This is a genomic window from Paraburkholderia sp. SIMBA_054 (assembly GCF_046534875.1).
Classification (GTDB): Bacteria; Pseudomonadota; Gammaproteobacteria; order Burkholderiales; family Burkholderiaceae; genus Paraburkholderia; species Paraburkholderia hospita.
On the sequence record NZ_JAWRXV010000085.1, the window covers coordinates 1 to 15,481 of the forward strand.

Below are 15,481 nucleotides of genomic sequence, written 5' to 3' on the forward strand. Positions count from 1 at the left end.
GGCAGGGGCAGGGGCAGGGGCAGGGGCAGGGGCAGGGGCAGGGGCAGGGGCAGGGGCAGGGGCAGGGGCAGGGGCAGGGGCAGCGGCAGCGGCAGCGGCAGCGGCAGCGGCAGCGGCAGCGGCAGCGGGCAGCGGGCGAATATCCCCAAGATAGATACGAGTACCGGAGCGCTCGATCACTCGACGCCCCTTATCCCCAACGAGACCCTCTGAGACCCACTGGCGCGCGAATGCAGACACAGCGCTGCCTGCCCGCAAGCCTAGCTTCGGCGGCGTCACCAACCCGTACGGTGCGGCCCTATCTCGAAATTAATAAGCTTTACTGATTGATCATTCGCAGCGACGCAACGGTGGACGACCCTAAAGCAACCAGCCTGTCTCCACTACAGAATGCGGCCCACAGGCCGCCCGCGACTCCCAGGAGATAGCAGAGCAGCAGACCAAAGCTCAAACCCGCCTACAGCCCCAAAACGGCCCCAAATTCGCCGCTACGCGCAAAAAGTATTTCCCAGCAAAGACTTGCAGCCGAAACCGTGAAACAACCTTAAGAAAACCAAGCAGGTCAAGAAACCTTTATAATGCAATGAGTTAGCTGATCATTCGCCGAATGTTCCACGCTTCTACATGCTTCAAGCGAGATATTTCGCGCCAAACACCGGTTTCGTTGATTTTCTAAGCGAAAACGATCAAACCGTATCATCCGATACGTAGTCTGTCGTATTCAATACAGCGGAAGCCCGCTCGGCCAGCAACCAGGCATAAAAATCCAAAAGCCGCGCCCGAGCGCTAACGCAAAAGCATCAACTGAGGCACCGTATCGCCTCCAGCCCAAACGATCGCATTCTGCCCAAACCGCACGCCAAGCTCCTTAGCCTCTTCAACAGACACCCCCAGCACAAGAAAACTAGCTTCACCGGTCCAATCATTGGAAGGGTGCTGGCCGACGCCCTCGATAAACGTCCACCCACGCTGCATCAGTTCGACAGCAAGCGTCTCCTGCCTCTCAGCATTCGCTGCATCGTCGAGCGGTTCGCTGAAAGGATTGCACGCCGTCACAAACGCGCTGCTCTCCACGCCGTTCAAACGGTGAATCTCAGCTAGCGTCGCATTACCTTCGCCGATCTTCAGCAAGGCCGGCGTGGAACCGTGAACCTGATAGTGCGTCTCCAGATAAGCCTGGATCGTCGCGCGGGGAATCTGTGATTCTGAAAACAAAAAACCCTCCAGCTGTGGGAGGGTCGACGCGTCACCCTTTGGTTGCTCTGCTGAGCCACATCCGCTTTCGCGATCCACCTTGCCGGGGCGGGCAGGTTGGCATGGGCGTCGACCCAATTCAAGATGAACCGGCAGTAGAGCATGGTGGCCAATTCAGCGTCAAGGCGGCAGACTCCGCTTCTGCACATCTGCATACGACAACTGGTTGCTCGCCGAAAATCGCACCCGTATCGTTCGCATGAACCGAGCACGGTGCGACTCACGGTGCGACTGACCGCACGCAAGCCAAACGCATCGCAGGAACACCCCGTGCATCCCGAACGCGAATCGAACCGACACGAACCTACTCAATGAACAAGGAAGTCGAACTCAAACGAGCCAAGCTTCGTGCGACGCTCCTGCTGCTGGTCGCCACCGGCATCTTCATCGCGACGGCCTTCATGCAACGCAGCCTGTGGATCGACGGTATCAAGGCCGTCGCGGAAGCCGCGATGGTCGGCGCGCTCGCCGACTGGTTCGCTGTCGTCGCGCTGTTCCGCCGCGTGCCGATTCCCGGCGTCGCCGCGCACACCGCGATCATCCCGCAGAACAAGGACAAGATCGCCGACAATCTCGCGCTGTTCGTGCGCGAGAAGTTTCTCGACGATTCATCGATAGTCGGCCTGATCCGCAAGCACGATCCCGCGCAAAGCATCACAAACTGGCTGTGCGTCGAAGAGAATACGCAGCGCCTGGGCGGCTATGTGGTCAAGCTGACGAGTGGCATCCTCGAATTGCTGGACGACGCGCGCATCCAGACCTTCATCAAGGACGCGCTGGACGCGATGCTCGACAAGATCGACCTGTCGAAAGCGACGGGCGCGATCCTCGACACGTTGACGCGCGACGGCCGTCACCAGCAATTGCTCGACGAAGGCATCGAGCATCTGATGGCATTGCTGCGCGAACCGGGCGTCCGCGAATTCATCGCTGAGCAGATCGTCGACTGGCTCAAGCGCGAATACCCGACGCTGCAGAAACTCATGCCGTCCGAATGGCTTGGCGAGAGCGGCGCGAACGTCGTCGCGGATACCGTGAACAACATGCTGTTGCGCGTGAGCGAGGACCCCGATCACAAGCTGCGCCACAAGTTCGACGAAGCGACCGCGCGTCTCATCGTCAAGCTGAAGTCCGATCCCGCATTTCTGCAGAAGGGCGAAGAGATCAAGCGCTACGTGAAAGAAAGCGAGAATCTCGCGCTATACGTGAAAGATCTGTGGAGCCAGTTGCGCGACTGGTTGCGGCGCGATCTCGAGCGCGACGATTCCGTGCTGCACGCGAAGGTGGCCGCGATGGGGCAATGGGTCGGACGCGAACTGGCGCGGGACGAATCGCTGCGCCGCTCGCTGAACGATCATATGGAAGAAGCGGCGCGCGCGATGGCGCCGGATTTTGCAGGCTATCTGACGCGCCATATCAGCGACACGGTCAAGAACTGGGATTCGCGCGACATGTCGCGGCAGATCGAATTGAACATCGGCAAAGACCTGCAATACATCCGCATCAACGGGACGTTGGTTGGCGGATGCATCGGTCTGCTGCTTTATGGAAGCTCGCAGATTTTCGCGCTCGTGCGGCTGCACCTCTGGTAGCGCGGCACGAACACGGACACGGACACGGACACGGACACGGACACGGACACGTTTATTGCGTGGCCGTCGGCTTTTTCTGCTGGGCGCATTCCTGCGTGAAAAGCATGCTCGCCTGGTCTGGCGTCATGGCCTCGCCGCTGTAAATCCTGTCGATGACGGCCGTGACCGCCTGACGATCCGATGCATCCTTGTAGTAAGTCTGCGCCTGCGTCAAAGCCTGCTGCTTCGTTTTCTTGTGACGGCGCCAGGACGCCACCTGGCCCGCGATATCGCCGATCGCGAAGCACTGGTCGGCGACCGTCTGCGCGAACGTCGGCGCCGACGGTTGCGCGAGGCAGACGGCGAGCGCCGCCGCGGCTACTGCTCGTTTCATTTCCGGTTCCTGTTGTCAGATGGGCGATAGTATAAAGACGGGCGCAGCCGACACCCAGCCTCGCGCTCACGCCCACCCGCTCATATCAACGCCACGCGCACCTGCAGGACGCCAATGCCGCTCAACCCTTCATCGCCGCTCGCCCGACTGCTCAACGGTCCGATTCATCCCGGCAAGGTCGTCTGGATCGGCTTGCGGCCGCGGCGAAAAGTCGCGATGTCGGTGGTGGAGACGGCGCAGATCGACGCCGACGCGGGGCTTGTCGGTGATCACTACGCGAGCCGTGCCGGCGCGCGTCAGGTGACGCTGATTCAGACTGAAAGCCTGCGCAGCATCGCAAGTCATCTGGGGCGCAGCGATGTTGCCGCAATCGACGTGCGCCGCAACATCGTGACGCAAGGCATCAATCTGATGGCGTTGAAAGACCGGCAATTTCGCATCGGCGATGCCGTGCTGCAAACGACGGGCGAATGTCACCCGTGTTCGCGTATGGAAGAAGTGCTGGGCGTGGGCGGATACAACGCCGTGCGCGGCTTCGGCGGCATTACGGCGCGCGTCGTGAAAGGCGGCACGATCGGGATCGGCGACGTGATCGAAGCGCTGCCCGTCGTGGACTAGCGCGTTCGATATCGTGAAACGCGACGTGCAGAGGCGCAATGCGCCAACGCACGTCACGCATCGGCTTACTTCTTCGCGACTTCGAAGAGATTCCGGAATTGCCCGTAACCTTCTTCTTCCAGCCGCGAGACGGGAATGAAGCGCAGCGACGCCGAGTTGATGCAATACCGCAGCCCGCCTGTTTCGCGCGGTCCGTCAGGAAACACGTGACCAAGGTGACTGTCGCCATGTTTCGAGCGCACTTCGGTTCGGATCATGCCGTGGCTCATGTCGCGCAGCTCGACGACGTGCTCGTCCTCGAGGGGTTTCGTAAAGCTCGGCCAGCCGCAACCGCTGTCGAACTTGTCCATCGACGTGAAAAGCGGCTCTCCGGAAACCACGTCTACATACAAGCCGGCTTCCTTGCTGTCCCAGAACTCATTGTAGAAGGGGCGTTCCGTCCCGCTTTCCTGCGTCACGCGACGCTGTTCGGCGGTCAGTCGGGCCACTGCTTCCGGTGTTTTTTCGTACGCGGGCATGTGTGAATCTCTCCTTGATAGGCGCGGCGAGCGCTGACGCTTGCCACACGAGTCTGACGGCCCGTTTTCCAGCGTTGCCGGTGACGGGCACTCGTATATATGGGCACTGTGGATACGCACAAGCATACGCAAATGTCCCGCAGCTTGCATGGCGCGCGCCAGGCGCGCCACTGGCGCGTGCGCTGCCATTGATGCATTTGCTGAATCATTCGTGGACGCTTGCGAATGGCCAGCGAGCAAGACGACAATAGGCGCGCTTCAGGAACAATGCCGCCGACCCACCGCCCTATATGGGCACCGACGATGAAGAAAACAACTTCCACCACGAAGCCCGCTGCAAAAAAGGCGCACGCCGCTGCGAAGAAAGCGGCGCGTCCGAAGAAGCCGCAACCGCTCGACGCGATCATTGGCCCTGACGGTCTCGCCCGTCCGCCGTGGGCATCCGTCGATCCGCTGCTCAAGGATTACTACGACACCGAATGGGGTATGCCCGTGCGCGACGAGCGAGGCCTGTTCGAACGCTTGAGCCTGGAGGCGTTTCAGTCGGGACTGTCGTGGGCGACCATCTTGCGAAAGCGCGACGCGTTCCGCGAGGCGTTCGCCAACTTCGATCCGGACGTGGTCGCAACGTTCGACGAAAAGGACATCGAACGCCTGTTGGCCGATGAGCGCATCGTTCGCAACCGGGCAAAGATTCTTGCGACGATCGCCAACGCTGCCGCGACGATCCGCTTGCGCGAAGCGGGCGGCCTCGCCGCGCTGATCTGGTCGTTCCAACCGCACACGACACCCGCGCCGCGAACGATCGCCGAGATTCCGACCACGTCGGCGGAATCCCTTGCGTTGAGCAAGGCGTTGCGCAAGCGCGGCTTCGTATTCGTCGGACCGACGACGATGCATGCGCTGATGGAAGCGACGGGCATCGTGGACACGCATCTCGTCGATAGTCATCGCCGTGGCACTTCGGGCGTGTGGCCGCGCGACTGACCCACGCGCCGACGTGCGGCGGCCTCAGCTACTGCGCCGCGCAGCCATGAACGCCTCGACATAGCGCAGCGCCTGTTCGCACTGATCGGGCGAAAGCATGTGAATCGAATTGGGCAGCGGATCGAAGCCTAGCTCGGTCGCAACCCAGCGGATCGCTTTCGAGCGTGCTTCGAAAGCATTGACGCCGTCGCGCCGCACCTTGCCGGCGACGAGCGGTTCGAGCGCGTCGTGCAAGCGGCTCTTCGCATCGCGCAGCGCGGCGTCGGCGAGGCGTCCGAGCGGCACATGCCGCGTGCTGCGCGCATGAATGCCGATCCACGCCTGACATGGCGTGCAGACCCAGACGGGACCGTGATCGTCGCGATACGGATAGCTCTCTTCGCCCGCGCGCGCGAGCACGGCTTTCGCGCCGCAGTAATCGCACAGCGGCTGCGGCAGCGCCTTGACGGGTTTGCCTACGCGCATCGCTGCGCCTCGGCCGGTTTCAGTTGCTTCATACAGCGCTCGACAGTGGGTGGCTTTCCCAACGATACCAAATGGCCGCTTTCCGCACGAGAGGCAACGCTTGCGTGCGGTGTTATCGGCGTTTGAGCTAGCGGGGAAGCAACCGTCCCTTCGCTACGGCGCGCGGACACCGTCAGGCGCCGACGATGCCGGCGGCGGAAACGTTGTCGCTGGTGTGCCAAGGCGTCCTGGCGGCGACGCGTCTTGTCGCTTGTGCGGCGCCATCGTCCGAAGCAGCACGACATCGCGCTCCGGCTCCGGCATCGCGATGATCGCGTGCAAGGTCACTCTCGTCGTCCAGCACACATCGGACGGTGTCGCGAGCGTCGGGTTGGACGCATAGAACGTGAAGCGCTCGATATTCACCTGATCGCCGCGCAGCTCGGCGATCAGTGTCCGCGTGAGTTGACGCTCGGCTGCCGCATACTGCTGCGGTGTCGGCGCGGGCAAGGGCGCATTCGACGCATCGTTCACCAGCACCTTGTAGAGCAGCCCGAAATACTGATCGACGTCCGTATCCGGCATGTCGCGCAGCGAGACGCGGTTCATCACCGCGCGCATATCGTGGAGACCGAAGCAGTTGACGGGCACCAGCTCGTCGAGGAACTTGGTCAACAGCTTCACGTACTGAAGACGGTCGGAAGGCGTGAGATGCGCAAGACCGTTCGACATGAATTCTTCGCGCGCTCTGGAGTCGAGAAAGATCTCCCCGACGTGCCGCGCGCCACCGTGAGCGTCCGACGCGATGACGGGGTCGTGCTGGATCTTCTCCACCCACGCGAGAATGATGCGCGCCTTGTTCGAATCTGGATCGATGCCGTGGTTGCGCAAGAGCTGATCGAGGTCGCGCTGTCCGTATTCCGCCGTGCCCGCGATCGGGCCGGGCGCGACAGGCTGCGGGGCGGAATCCGGGTCGTGACGGATCGCCGCGCTGACCAGGGTCGCGGCCGTCAACGCAGCGATCAGTGCGAGGAGAAAAGCTGACCGTCTCATCGGGATGACAGGGTTGCGAATCGATTGCGCCTGTCGTGATTGCCGGAAAACGGGAAAATGCGACTTGTCGCTACGTGGCGCCGACTCAATATGATGTTAGGACATCCCTGCGTGCCCTGATGCAAATAGTCGGCGTATGTGCCGCCCACATACGCATCGTCGATGCAATGAAGACGCGATGTTAAGAAGCGGTTGCGTAATGCTAGTGACGCTACGCGTGGGCGGGATGCGTGACGACGAAGATCGTCACGCTCCGGCCCACGCATTCGATTCAGGCAATCACAAAAGCTTCACTTTCCGGCTCCGGCATTGAGTGGCGTCGCCAGGGCGCGCGCATTGTCGGCCGTCATCTTCGCGCCGCTCGCCCGATAACCATTCGAATAGAGCAGGAACGCCATGATGTCCGCGTAATCCTGATCCTTCATCTTGCCTGGTTTGTCAGCGGGCATGTTCGTCGACATGTATGTGAACACGCCGCCAATCGTCAGATGCGCATTCGATGCCGGCGCGAACGCCGGCCCTTGCAGCGCGGGCGCTGTCACGCCCTGCAACTGCGCGCCGTGGCATTTCGCGCATGCCGCCGAATAGAGCGTCTTGCCGTGTGTCGCTTGCGCCTGATCGAATGAGGGCGTTCCGCCCGCCGCGTCGGCGGCGATCTTCACGAAGCCGCCCGCGCTGTCTGCGTTCGCCGACGCCAGCAGCGCGCGTTGTGCGGCAGCGTGCGATGCGGAAGGACCGTCGCGAAAGCGCGCAGTGTCGTCGCGCGCGGTTGCGTCGAGCGCGTGCGCGGGCATCGCCCAGTCGTGCGTCAAGCCAGCGAGCCGCCCACTGCCCGACATCTTGTCGAGCGCCGCATCGATCCGCTCGCGCAGCGCCACCGTGCGAGGCCCGAATGCGAACACGAGTTGCCAGTCCGCATAGGGCGAACGCGCGGCGGCGACAGTGAAGCGCTGTTGCGGATGCGCAAGACGATACGCGACGACAGCCGGATACCAGACGATCGCGCGCTGCGCCTGTCCCTTCGCGACGGCTTCGACGGTCAACGCCGACGTGTTCTCCAGATCGAGCGTGACGCTCGGCTGCTGCACGGCGATCAGTTGCGCGGGACTCGCATAGGTCGCCGCGACCGTGTTCTTCGCCGCGCCTTGCGGATTGGCGTCGGGCGCTTCGATGCTCACATAGCCCGCGCGCAGGTAGCCGTGCGAGAACTGCAGCTTGCTGCTAGAAGCATCGGCCACATTCGAGCGCGGAAAGCCCGCGATCACGTCACAGTCGCGCGCGAGCGTCTTGTCGAGCTCTCCAAGCGAGACGCCGTCGTCGTCGCCTTCGCCGATGCCGTGCCTGACGATCGTCGCGGCGATGCCTGCCTGCGCAAACGCGTCGCGCGCGACGGCTTCGTCCAGCGCCGCAGACGGACTGCCGGGAAACGTGCAAACCTTCACAGCCGCCATCGAATGAATCGACGTGAGCGCGAGACAGGCAGCGAGCACGCTCGCTGCCGGAATACGATTGAGAGAATGGTTCATGTCTGGACGTCCGGAAAGATCACGAGTGGTTGAGCGCGAACACGTACAGCGTTCCGCCGCGCGGCACCTTGTCGGCGGCCTTGGCCATCGGGCCGCCCCAGATCGGATTTGCGCCGCCGTAGCCGGCCAGCACCGCGACATATTCCTTGCCGTCGATCTCGAACACGGACGGCTGCGCAATGATGCCGCTCGCGAGCTTCGGGCTTTGCCACAGCACTTTGCCGCTCGTGACGTCGAACGCGTAGAGATGCCCATCGAGCGAGCCGCTGAACGCGAGGCCGCTCGCCGTGGTGGCCACGCCGCCGTTCCACGGCAGCTTGCTCCAGTGGCTCCAGAGCTTCTTGCCCGTATTCACGTCGATGGCCTGCAATTCGCCGTATCCCTTGCTGCCCGGCTCGGGCTTGATCTCGAAGCTTTCGCCGAGGTACGGCAAGCCTTCCATGTACGTCACCGACTTGCCGGACAGCGACATGCACGCATGCAGCGTCGGGATGACCGCGATGTGCTTGTCCGCGTCGTAGGAAACCGACCACCAGTTCTTGCCGCCGAGGAAGCTCGGGCAGGTTTCGATCGTCGTGCCCGCTTTCGGATACTTCGATTCGTCCTGCACGGGTTTGCCGTCGGCGGTGTAGCCCGTGACGGAAGTCGCCTTCACGAACGGGCGCGCGTAGATCAGCTTGCCGTTGCTGCGGTCGATCGCATGGAAGTAGCCGTTGCGGTCGGCATGGATGATCGCGTCATAGTCCTTGCCTTCGTACTTGATGTTGGCGAGCACGGGGGTGTTGACGCCGTCGTAGTCCCACGTGTCGTGACGCGTGTACTGGTAGTGCCATTTGAGGTTGCCCGTTTTCGGATCAAGCGCGAGCAGCGAGTCCGAATAGAGGTTGTCGCCCGGGCGAAGATCCGCGAGCCACGGCCCTGGATTGCCGACGCCCCAATAGAGCGTCTTGCTGCTGGGATCAAACGTGCCCGTCAGCCATGCGGGCGCGCCGCCATGCTCCTGTGTGCCGTCGGGCCACGTGTTGCCGCCCGGCTCCTTTGCGCCGGGCACGGTGTAGCGCTTCCATTGCACGTTGCCGTTCTCGGGATCGAGCGCCGCGATGAACCCTCGCGCGCCATACTCACCGCCCGAGCTGCCCACCACGATCGAGCCGTCGAGCGCCAGCGGCGCGAGCGAGAATGCATAGCCGGTGGCCGGCTCGAACATCGACTTCTTCCACACCAGCGCGCCCGTTTGCGCATCGAGCGCGGCCACTTCGCCATTGAGCATCGCGACATACACGTTCTTGCCATACAGCGCGACGCCACGGTTCACGACATCGCAACACGCGTTCTTGAACGCTTCCGCGCCGAGCTTCGGTTCGTACTTCCATAACTGCTTGCCGGTGGCGGCATCGAATGCATAGACGTTGTCCTTGGGCGTCGTCACGAACAGGTAGCGGCCGTTGATGATGGGCGTCGCTTCGAAGCCTTGCTGAAGCTCCGCAGGAAACTTGTAGGCCCATGTCTGCTTCAGGTTCTTCACGTTCGACGTGTCGATCTGCTTGAGCGGCGAATGCGCCTGGCCGTTATACGTGCGGTAGTACGTGAGCCAGCCCGGATCGCTTTGCGCCGACGTGAGCCGCTCGTAGGTCACGGCGGGATAGTCGGCCGCGGCGGCTACCGTTGCGGGCCTCAGACTGATTGCCGCCACGACGCCCGCGACGAGCATCGCGAGCCGTGTGGCCGAAGCCTGACTTGTCTTCATCGTTGTCTCCTATCCAACATCGTTGTGGGTGAGTTATCGTGCGACGCCTGTCAGCAAAGCATCGTTGGCTTGCATGGCGGCTGCGGGGTCGTAAAGGCAAGTCGCATGCCATTGGTTGGCTATCCTTGCTAACCGGCACGGAGTATGTCGGTGTGAGCGGGCGTCCTTTTAACACCCATCAGGAAGCGTCACGCGACGTGTTGCATCGTGGAGCAAGGGACAACTCACCTGTTGCCGCATGTGACAGCACACGTGTGTCGTGTGCCCGTTGCGCACGATGAATGGCGCGTACTCGATGGCATGCTTCTCGCACGCTGCATGTCGACGAAGAGCGGTGGTGACATATCGTGCCGCTGCGTCGTATCGTCAAACAGCGGGTGCAACGTCATGAACAGTTTGCGGGCGATGGTCGAGCGATGGCTGGCGCATATGCCGCCGTCCACAGTCAGCTTTGCCAGATTCGGATGCGACAGCAGCGGGCGGCGCTGTCATGTGCGTGTCCACGTGCATCGTCCCGAAGGCGATGTCGCGATTCACTTCTTCCGGCATTGCGACGGCATGTGGCGTGTGTTTCCGCCCGCTAGCGCGCCGATTGTGATGGGGTATCCGCGGATGTCTCGTTCCAGACCGACGACGTGAAGCGGTAGTTGTCGGCGGCAAGCCGCCATTCCGTGTGCGACTTGTGCAGAATCAGTATCCACATGGCGACGGATAGCAACGCCAGCACGCCGAGCACACCACCGACGATCAGAAACATCATCAGGTCGGACATGAGGCTGCCCTCAGGTTCATCCGTGGTTGCGCGCGCATGTCAATCGAGCCAGCCGCGTTGCCGCGCATGATCGATGAACTGATACACATCCGTCGCGAGGCCGGACGCATTGAAGAGCGCTTCGAGCTCGCCGATGATGTCGTCGAGATCGCGCGTGCCGTCGCAGCGCGAGAGAATTTCGCCTGCACTCGGATTGAGTTTCACCAGGCCTTCCGGATACAGCAGGACATACGCGTCCTGGACTGGCTCCCATTGCAGCAGGAAAAGATCACGCAGCCTCGGGCGCTCGCTCGCACCGGTGTTCGCTGGCATCGGCATCATGGCGTCAGGTCTTGTTCAATGGCGTCGGGCGCCTGTCACGAAGCGGACTAAGCCGTTCGTGAAGGCGGTCGAAGCGCCGCACGCGACGCGCGGCGGCGCATCGGCGCAACGTCAGCGGTTGGCGATATACATCGTGATCTCAAAGCCGAAACGCAGATCCGTGTAGGCGGGCGTAGTCCATTGCATGGCTGTCTCCTTGATGGGTTTGACGAAGAACCGCGGTTGAACTGCGGTCGGGGCTGTTGAACGCAAGCTCCATGCCGAAGGGCGTTCGCGCGATGTGCGAGAGATTCTCAGTGAACACGCTGTCCACATTCGGAGCACAGGTGTTGCAAAAATCAACAGCCTGCAACAGCGGACGACCGTGCTAGTTCTCGCTCGCTCCGCTGTTTCGCGGATCGGCGGCGCACAGAGAGGGCATCTTGCGATAGACGGTGTTGCGCGAAATGCCGAGAGCGCGCGCCGCCGCCGACACGTTGCCGTTATGCCGCGCGACAGCCGCCGCAATCGCGGAGGCCTGCACGTCCTGCATCCGCGCGTCGTGCAGCGGCAATGGGTAGTCTGCCGCGCGCGCCGCCAGTGCTGAACTGCTGCGCAGATCGTCGAAGAAATCGTCGGGCAGATGCTCACGGCGGATTTGCCCATCGTCGTCGACCATCGCGGCTGCCGTGCGCAGCAGATTGCCGAGTTGCCGGAAATTGCCCGGCCACGCGCATTGCTCGAACAGCGTCTTCACGTCGTCCGCGACGCTGAGCGGCGCGCCTGCGATTTCGTCGGACGGTACCGATTGCAGCATCCGCTCGATGACGATTGCGAGATCGGTGCGTTCGCGCAATGGCGGCAGTCTGACGACGAGACCGTTCAAACGGTAATACAGGTCCTCGCGGAACCGGTTCTGCACGATCATTTCGCGCAGATTGCGGTGCGTCGCGCAGATGATCGCGATGTCGACGGGAATCGACTTGCTGGAGCCGAGGGGATCGACGACGCGTTCCTGCAACACGCGCAGCAGCCTCACCTGTAACGGATACGGCATGTCGCCGATCTCGTCGAGAAACAGCGTGCCGCCGTTGGCCTGGAGCAGTTTGCCGATCGCGCCTTTGCGCCGCGCGCCCGTAAATGCGCCGTCTTCGTAGCCGAAAAGCTCCGACTCGATCAGGTTTTCGGGTATCGATGCGCAGTTGACCGCGACGAACGGGCCCGCGCGGCGCGGTGAATCGTTATGGATGGCCTGCGCGAGCAGTTCCTTGCCGGTGCCCGTCTCGCCCGTGATCAGGATGGGGATGTCCTTGCCGAGCACCTTGCGCACCTTCGCGACGACGGCGCAAATCTGCGGGTCGCCCGTGTCGAGCGAGTCGAGCCGCGACGGCGCGTTGGCGGGCGAGGCGGCTTTTGTTAGCGGCGCGCGCGCAGCGGCGGGCCGCGCGTTGGCGGCAGCGTCGGCGGGCCATGGAGTCTCGCTGCCGAGCGTCGGGCGGCGAAACTCGACGTTCGCGCACACGACCGTGCCGTTACTCAGATCGAGCGTAATGTGATGGCCCTGGCTCGCGCGCAGGCGGTCGATCAGCTGCGGCGTGGTCAGCCCGAACAGCGACGACAGCGTATGCGCGCGCATCGCCGCGAGCGGCAGCCCGACCTGGAACTGCGCGCTGCGATTCGCGGACAGAAAGCGCCCGTCACACGTGAAGGCCATGATGCCTTCCATCAACGTGCCCAGAAATTCGGGCCGGCCATGAAACGCGATTTGCAGCGTGTTGCGGAAGGTGTTCGCGAACAGATGGTTTTCGATCATCTGCACGGACATCTTCGCGAGCGCCATCGTGTGCTGATGGTAGCCGCGATGGTCGCCCGTCACGTCGAGCACGCCGACCAGATCGCCGTACGGATCGAGGATCGGCACGCTGGAACAGGTCAGGAAGCGGTTAGCGGCGAGATAGTGCTGATCGCCGTGCACGACGGTCGCCGTGCGCTCGGCGATGGCCGTGCCGATCGCATTCGTGCCTTGCCGTTCCTCGGCCCAGTTGGCGCCAGCCATGAGCGCGACTTTCTCGGCGCGCTGCAGAAAATCGTCGTCGCCGATCGAATGGAGAATCAGCCCTTGCGCATCGGTGAGCACGATCATGCTTTGCGTGTTCGCGATCTGCTCGCGCAGCGTTTCCATGACGGGCGTGGCGTGCGCGCACAGCACGAGATTCTGTTCGAGCTTCATGCGCAATTCGCCGTGCGTCAGCACATCGTAGTCGGGACGCATCGCCGCGCTTAGCCCGAACGTTTCCGACCTCTCGTGCGCTTTCTGGATCGACGGGGTGAGCCAGCCGCTCTCCCGGCCTGTCAGTGATCCGGTTGTCTTCGCATCGTCGCGCATCTCTCCTCCTGTATCGTGCCTGTCGTGGTGCAGGCATCGCGGGAGTTAAAAGCAAGACGCGCGCCATTCGATGCTGTTAGCCGGACGAAAGGATGGGTTGCGGACGAAGCGGTCGGTGGGAATCGGGCATGCGAAGATTCATTCTTCTGAAAACGCGTTCGTCGTCAGGAACGCATACGAGTGCACACGACTTGATGCATCGAACGATCACTCGCGATGGTCACGCGATCGCCTATACCGTGCATGGCGATCCACACGGCGTGCCTGTCGTCGTGCTGCATGGCGGGCCGGGAAGCGGCAGTCAGCCTGGCGCGTTGCGTCTGTTCGATCTCACGCGCGTTCGCGTCGTGATGGTGGACCAGCGAGGCACAGGTGCATCGACGCCGCGTGGAAGCCTTCGCCATAACGACACGCAGTGCCTGATCCGCGATCTCGAAGCGATACGCGCGCAACTGGGCATCGCGCGTTGGGGCGTTGTCGGTGGATCGTGGGGCGCGGCGCTTGCGCTGGCATACGCGGGAACGCATCCCGCGTCCGTAAGCGGCGTCGTGTTGCGTGGGCTCTTTCTAACGTCGGAACGCGAAGTGCGTCGCCTGTTTGTGACGTCGCGTTTTCGTGCGCCGCGCGAGTGGCACGCGTTGATGCGAGCAACGCGTTGCGAGCGAGCGTCGTCGCTGCCATCGGCCTGCATGCGGTCGATGCGATCGCAACCGCACGGACGCGCCGATGCCGTCGCTGTCGCGTGGCGTACATATGAAAACGCGGTATTGATGCACAAGCAGGCTGCGGCTCGCAGGCAAAAGGCTCCGAAGCGCGATCAAGCGGCGACAGCCAAATACCGTATCCAGGCCCACTATCTCGCGCACGATTGCTGGCTCGGCGAACGTCGTCTGATCGCGCTGGCGAAGCGTGCGGTCGCATCGGGTGTCGCGGTGCACGCGGTGCATGGATCTCGCGATCCCGTTTGTCCGCCCGACAATCTGCACCGCTTGATGCGCGCGGTTCCCGCCGTGCATGGCCGGTTTGTCGACGCGGGTCATCTGGCGTCGGACCCGCGTCTCGCGGAGGCCCTCGTTGCGGCGATCCGCGAAGCGTTCGTCGCTTGTTAAAGCGATCGCATCAACTGTCCTGATCCGCGAACAGATCGCCAAAAAGATCCGGCGCGGGAACGCGTTCCGGCTCCCGCGACGGCAGCGTGCCATCGCGCACCTGCGCGAGGACGCCGGGCGGCAGCCACGTCTCTTCCATCGCGGCGATGCCGCTCTCGATCATCTGCTGCAGAAAAAACGATTGCCGGCGTCCCGTGACTTCGGCCAATAGCCTCAGCCTCCGTTCGATCGCCGGTTCCACTCGTACCGCAACCACCTGAAGCCTGTTATCGGCGGTTCTTTTCACTGCATGCTCCTGTCGACATAACTCTGCGCCGTGCTTCTACCACGGCGCCTGGTCGCATGGCAATGCTTTATTTGAACTGGCAGTGAGTTACGGTGCCTTAATCGTCGTCATCGTCGTGATGACGATGCCCGCGATGGCGGCCGTGATCGTGGTGCCACCCGCGGTCGTCGCGATAGCCATATCCATATCCATATCCGTAGCCGTCGCCGTAGTAGACGGGCGCTGGCGCGTAGACGGCGGGCGGCGGCGGTGCGTAGACGACGGCAGGCGCCGGTTCGACATAGATGGGAGCCGGCACGCCGAACGTCACGCCGACATCGACGTGAGCGAGTGCCGCGGTGGACGCGCATGCGCTGAAAAGTCCGGCCGCGCAGATGAGTGTCAGGTGTTTCAACGTGTTGCTCCGTTCAAGGCGTCTGCAGATGGACGCCATTCGATGGCGAGTGACGCGCATTGTAGAAATGCAGTCGTTCTCATGTTGCTTCCACCCTGTTGCGTGTGTAACGCCAGGTAACC

General features: G+C 62.6%; 17 protein-coding genes and 1 riboswitch. Of the genes, 4 read left to right on the top strand and 13 right to left on the bottom strand.

Features of this window, described 5'->3' with window-relative positions; genetic code table 11:
* Positions 1–786: 786 nt before the first annotated feature.
* Positions 787–1,215: a DUF3293 domain-containing protein gene (locus SB822_RS49475; RefSeq protein ID WP_086915815.1), complete on the bottom strand. Its 429-nt coding sequence runs from the start codon at positions 1,213–1,215 to the stop codon at positions 787–789.
* 28 nt (positions 1,216–1,243) lie between these two features.
* Positions 1,244–1,347, bottom strand: a riboswitch (SAM-I-IV-variant riboswitch).
* A gap of 218 nt (positions 1,348–1,565) precedes the next feature.
* Between SB822_RS49475 and SB822_RS49480 the strand changes: the two genes are divergently transcribed.
* Positions 1,566–2,846 (top strand): DUF445 domain-containing protein, encoded by a 1,281-nt coding sequence (locus SB822_RS49480; RefSeq protein WP_079490761.1) that lies wholly within the window; start codon positions 1,566–1,568, stop codon positions 2,844–2,846.
* Between the two features lie 52 nt (positions 2,847–2,898).
* Here SB822_RS49480 and SB822_RS49485 read toward each other — a convergent pair whose 3' ends face one another.
* Positions 2,899–3,219: a hypothetical protein gene (locus SB822_RS49485; RefSeq protein WP_007580336.1), complete on the bottom strand. Its 321-nt coding sequence runs from the start codon at positions 3,217–3,219 to the stop codon at positions 2,899–2,901.
* 114 nt (positions 3,220–3,333) lie between these two features.
* Between SB822_RS49485 and SB822_RS49490 the strand changes: the two genes are divergently transcribed.
* Positions 3,334–3,837, top strand: a complete 504-nt coding sequence (locus SB822_RS49490; protein ID WP_410858165.1) for an MOSC domain-containing protein — start codon at positions 3,334–3,336, stop codon at positions 3,835–3,837.
* Between the two features lie 65 nt (positions 3,838–3,902).
* Here SB822_RS49490 and msrB read toward each other — a convergent pair whose 3' ends face one another.
* Positions 3,903–4,355: a peptide-methionine (R)-S-oxide reductase MsrB gene (gene msrB, locus SB822_RS49495; RefSeq protein WP_007580332.1), complete on the bottom strand. Its 453-nt coding sequence runs from the start codon at positions 4,353–4,355 to the stop codon at positions 3,903–3,905.
* A gap of 303 nt (positions 4,356–4,658) precedes the next feature.
* Here msrB and SB822_RS49500 point away from each other — a divergent pair, with 303 nt between their 5' ends.
* A complete protein-coding gene (locus tag SB822_RS49500; protein WP_079502123.1) occupies positions 4,659–5,342 on the top strand; it encodes a DNA-3-methyladenine glycosylase I in 684 nt (227 codons plus the stop codon).
* Positions 5,343–5,366: 24 nt separating this feature from the next.
* Here the strand turns inward: SB822_RS49500 and SB822_RS49505 are convergent, their stop codons facing one another.
* The 8 genes from SB822_RS49505 to SB822_RS49540 all read right to left on the bottom strand — a co-directional run bounded on the left by SB822_RS49505 (position 5,367) and on the right by SB822_RS49540 (position 13,570).
* Entirely contained in the window at positions 5,367–5,807 is a 441-nt protein-coding gene (locus SB822_RS49505; RefSeq protein WP_079490770.1) for a zinc-finger-containing protein, read from the bottom strand.
* A gap of 153 nt (positions 5,808–5,960) precedes the next feature.
* Positions 5,961–6,839 (bottom strand): hypothetical protein, encoded by an 879-nt coding sequence (locus tag SB822_RS49510; RefSeq protein WP_007580327.1) that lies wholly within the window; start codon positions 6,837–6,839, stop codon positions 5,961–5,963.
* A 290-nt stretch (positions 6,840–7,129) separates the two neighbouring features.
* The gene (locus SB822_RS49515; protein WP_007580325.1) at positions 7,130–8,365 is read right to left on the bottom strand and encodes a c-type cytochrome; all 1,236 of its coding nucleotides are present in this window, start codon (positions 8,363–8,365) and stop codon (positions 7,130–7,132) included.
* A 19-nt stretch (positions 8,366–8,384) separates the two neighbouring features.
* Positions 8,385–10,112 carry a methanol/ethanol family PQQ-dependent dehydrogenase gene (locus SB822_RS49520; protein WP_079490772.1) on the bottom strand — a complete coding sequence of 576 codons (1,728 nt, stop codon included), beginning with the start codon at positions 10,110–10,112 and terminating at the stop codon, positions 8,385–8,387.
* A 580-nt stretch (positions 10,113–10,692) separates the two neighbouring features.
* A complete protein-coding gene (locus tag SB822_RS49525; protein WP_079490775.1) occupies positions 10,693–10,884 on the bottom strand; it encodes a flagellar motor protein MotA in 192 nt (63 codons plus the stop codon).
* Between the two features lie 39 nt (positions 10,885–10,923).
* A complete protein-coding gene (pqqD, locus tag SB822_RS49530; protein ID WP_007580317.1) occupies positions 10,924–11,205 on the bottom strand; it encodes a pyrroloquinoline quinone biosynthesis peptide chaperone PqqD in 282 nt (93 codons plus the stop codon).
* A 111-nt stretch (positions 11,206–11,316) separates the two neighbouring features.
* Positions 11,317–11,391: a pyrroloquinoline quinone precursor peptide PqqA gene (pqqA, locus tag SB822_RS49535; RefSeq protein ID WP_006410019.1), complete on the bottom strand. Its 75-nt coding sequence runs from the start codon at positions 11,389–11,391 to the stop codon at positions 11,317–11,319.
* A 181-nt stretch (positions 11,392–11,572) separates the two neighbouring features.
* The gene (locus tag SB822_RS49540; RefSeq protein WP_410858166.1) at positions 11,573–13,570 is read right to left on the bottom strand and encodes a sigma-54-dependent Fis family transcriptional regulator; all 1,998 of its coding nucleotides are present in this window, start codon (positions 13,568–13,570) and stop codon (positions 11,573–11,575) included.
* Between the two features lie 194 nt (positions 13,571–13,764).
* Between SB822_RS49540 and SB822_RS49545 the strand changes: the two genes are divergently transcribed.
* Complete coding sequence (locus tag SB822_RS49545) at positions 13,765–14,679, top strand: alpha/beta fold hydrolase (protein ID WP_410858167.1); 915 nt, start codon at positions 13,765–13,767, stop codon at positions 14,677–14,679.
* 10 nt (positions 14,680–14,689) lie between these two features.
* On the opposite strand, the gene SB822_RS49550 is transcribed toward SB822_RS49545, so the two are convergent.
* Positions 14,690–14,965: a hypothetical protein gene (locus SB822_RS49550; RefSeq protein ID WP_007736488.1), complete on the bottom strand. Its 276-nt coding sequence runs from the start codon at positions 14,963–14,965 to the stop codon at positions 14,690–14,692.
* A 97-nt stretch (positions 14,966–15,062) separates the two neighbouring features.
* Complete coding sequence (locus SB822_RS49555; RefSeq protein WP_007580305.1) at positions 15,063–15,359, bottom strand: hypothetical protein; 297 nt, start codon at positions 15,357–15,359, stop codon at positions 15,063–15,065.
* Positions 15,360–15,481: the final 122 nt, after the last annotated feature.

Excerpts from the sequence above, each read along its gene's own strand:
- SB822_RS49520 (WP_079490772.1), bottom strand. The coding sequence starts at position 10,112 with ATGAAGACAAGTCAGGCTTCGGCCACACGGCTCGCGATGCTCGTCGCG.
- msrB (WP_007580332.1), bottom strand. The coding sequence starts at position 4,355 with ATGCCCGCGTACGAAAAAACACCGGAAGCAGTGGCCCGACTGACCGCC.
- SB822_RS49485 (WP_007580336.1), bottom strand. The coding sequence starts at position 3,219 with ATGAAACGAGCAGTAGCCGCGGCGGCGCTCGCCGTCTGCCTCGCGCAA.
- SB822_RS49500 (WP_079502123.1), top strand. The coding sequence starts at position 4,659 with ATGAAGAAAACAACTTCCACCACGAAGCCCGCTGCAAAAAAGGCGCAC.
- SB822_RS49525 (WP_079490775.1), bottom strand. The coding sequence starts at position 10,884 with ATGTCCGACCTGATGATGTTTCTGATCGTCGGTGGTGTGCTCGGCGTG.
- pqqD (WP_007580317.1), bottom strand. The coding sequence starts at position 11,205 with ATGATGCCGATGCCAGCGAACACCGGTGCGAGCGAGCGCCCGAGGCTG.
- SB822_RS49515 (WP_007580325.1), bottom strand. The coding sequence starts at position 8,365 with ATGAACCATTCTCTCAATCGTATTCCGGCAGCGAGCGTGCTCGCTGCC.
- SB822_RS49540 (WP_410858166.1), bottom strand. The coding sequence starts at position 13,570 with ATGCGCGACGATGCGAAGACAACCGGATCACTGACAGGCCGGGAGAGC.
- SB822_RS49510 (WP_007580327.1), bottom strand. The coding sequence starts at position 6,839 with ATGAGACGGTCAGCTTTTCTCCTCGCACTGATCGCTGCGTTGACGGCC.
- SB822_RS49490 (WP_410858165.1), top strand. The coding sequence starts at position 3,334 with ATGCCGCTCAACCCTTCATCGCCGCTCGCCCGACTGCTCAACGGTCCG.
- SB822_RS49480 (WP_079490761.1), top strand. The coding sequence starts at position 1,566 with ATGAACAAGGAAGTCGAACTCAAACGAGCCAAGCTTCGTGCGACGCTC.
- SB822_RS49545 (WP_410858167.1), top strand. The coding sequence starts at position 13,765 with ATGCATCGAACGATCACTCGCGATGGTCACGCGATCGCCTATACCGTG.
- SB822_RS49505 (WP_079490770.1), bottom strand. The coding sequence starts at position 5,807 with ATGCGCGTAGGCAAACCCGTCAAGGCGCTGCCGCAGCCGCTGTGCGAT.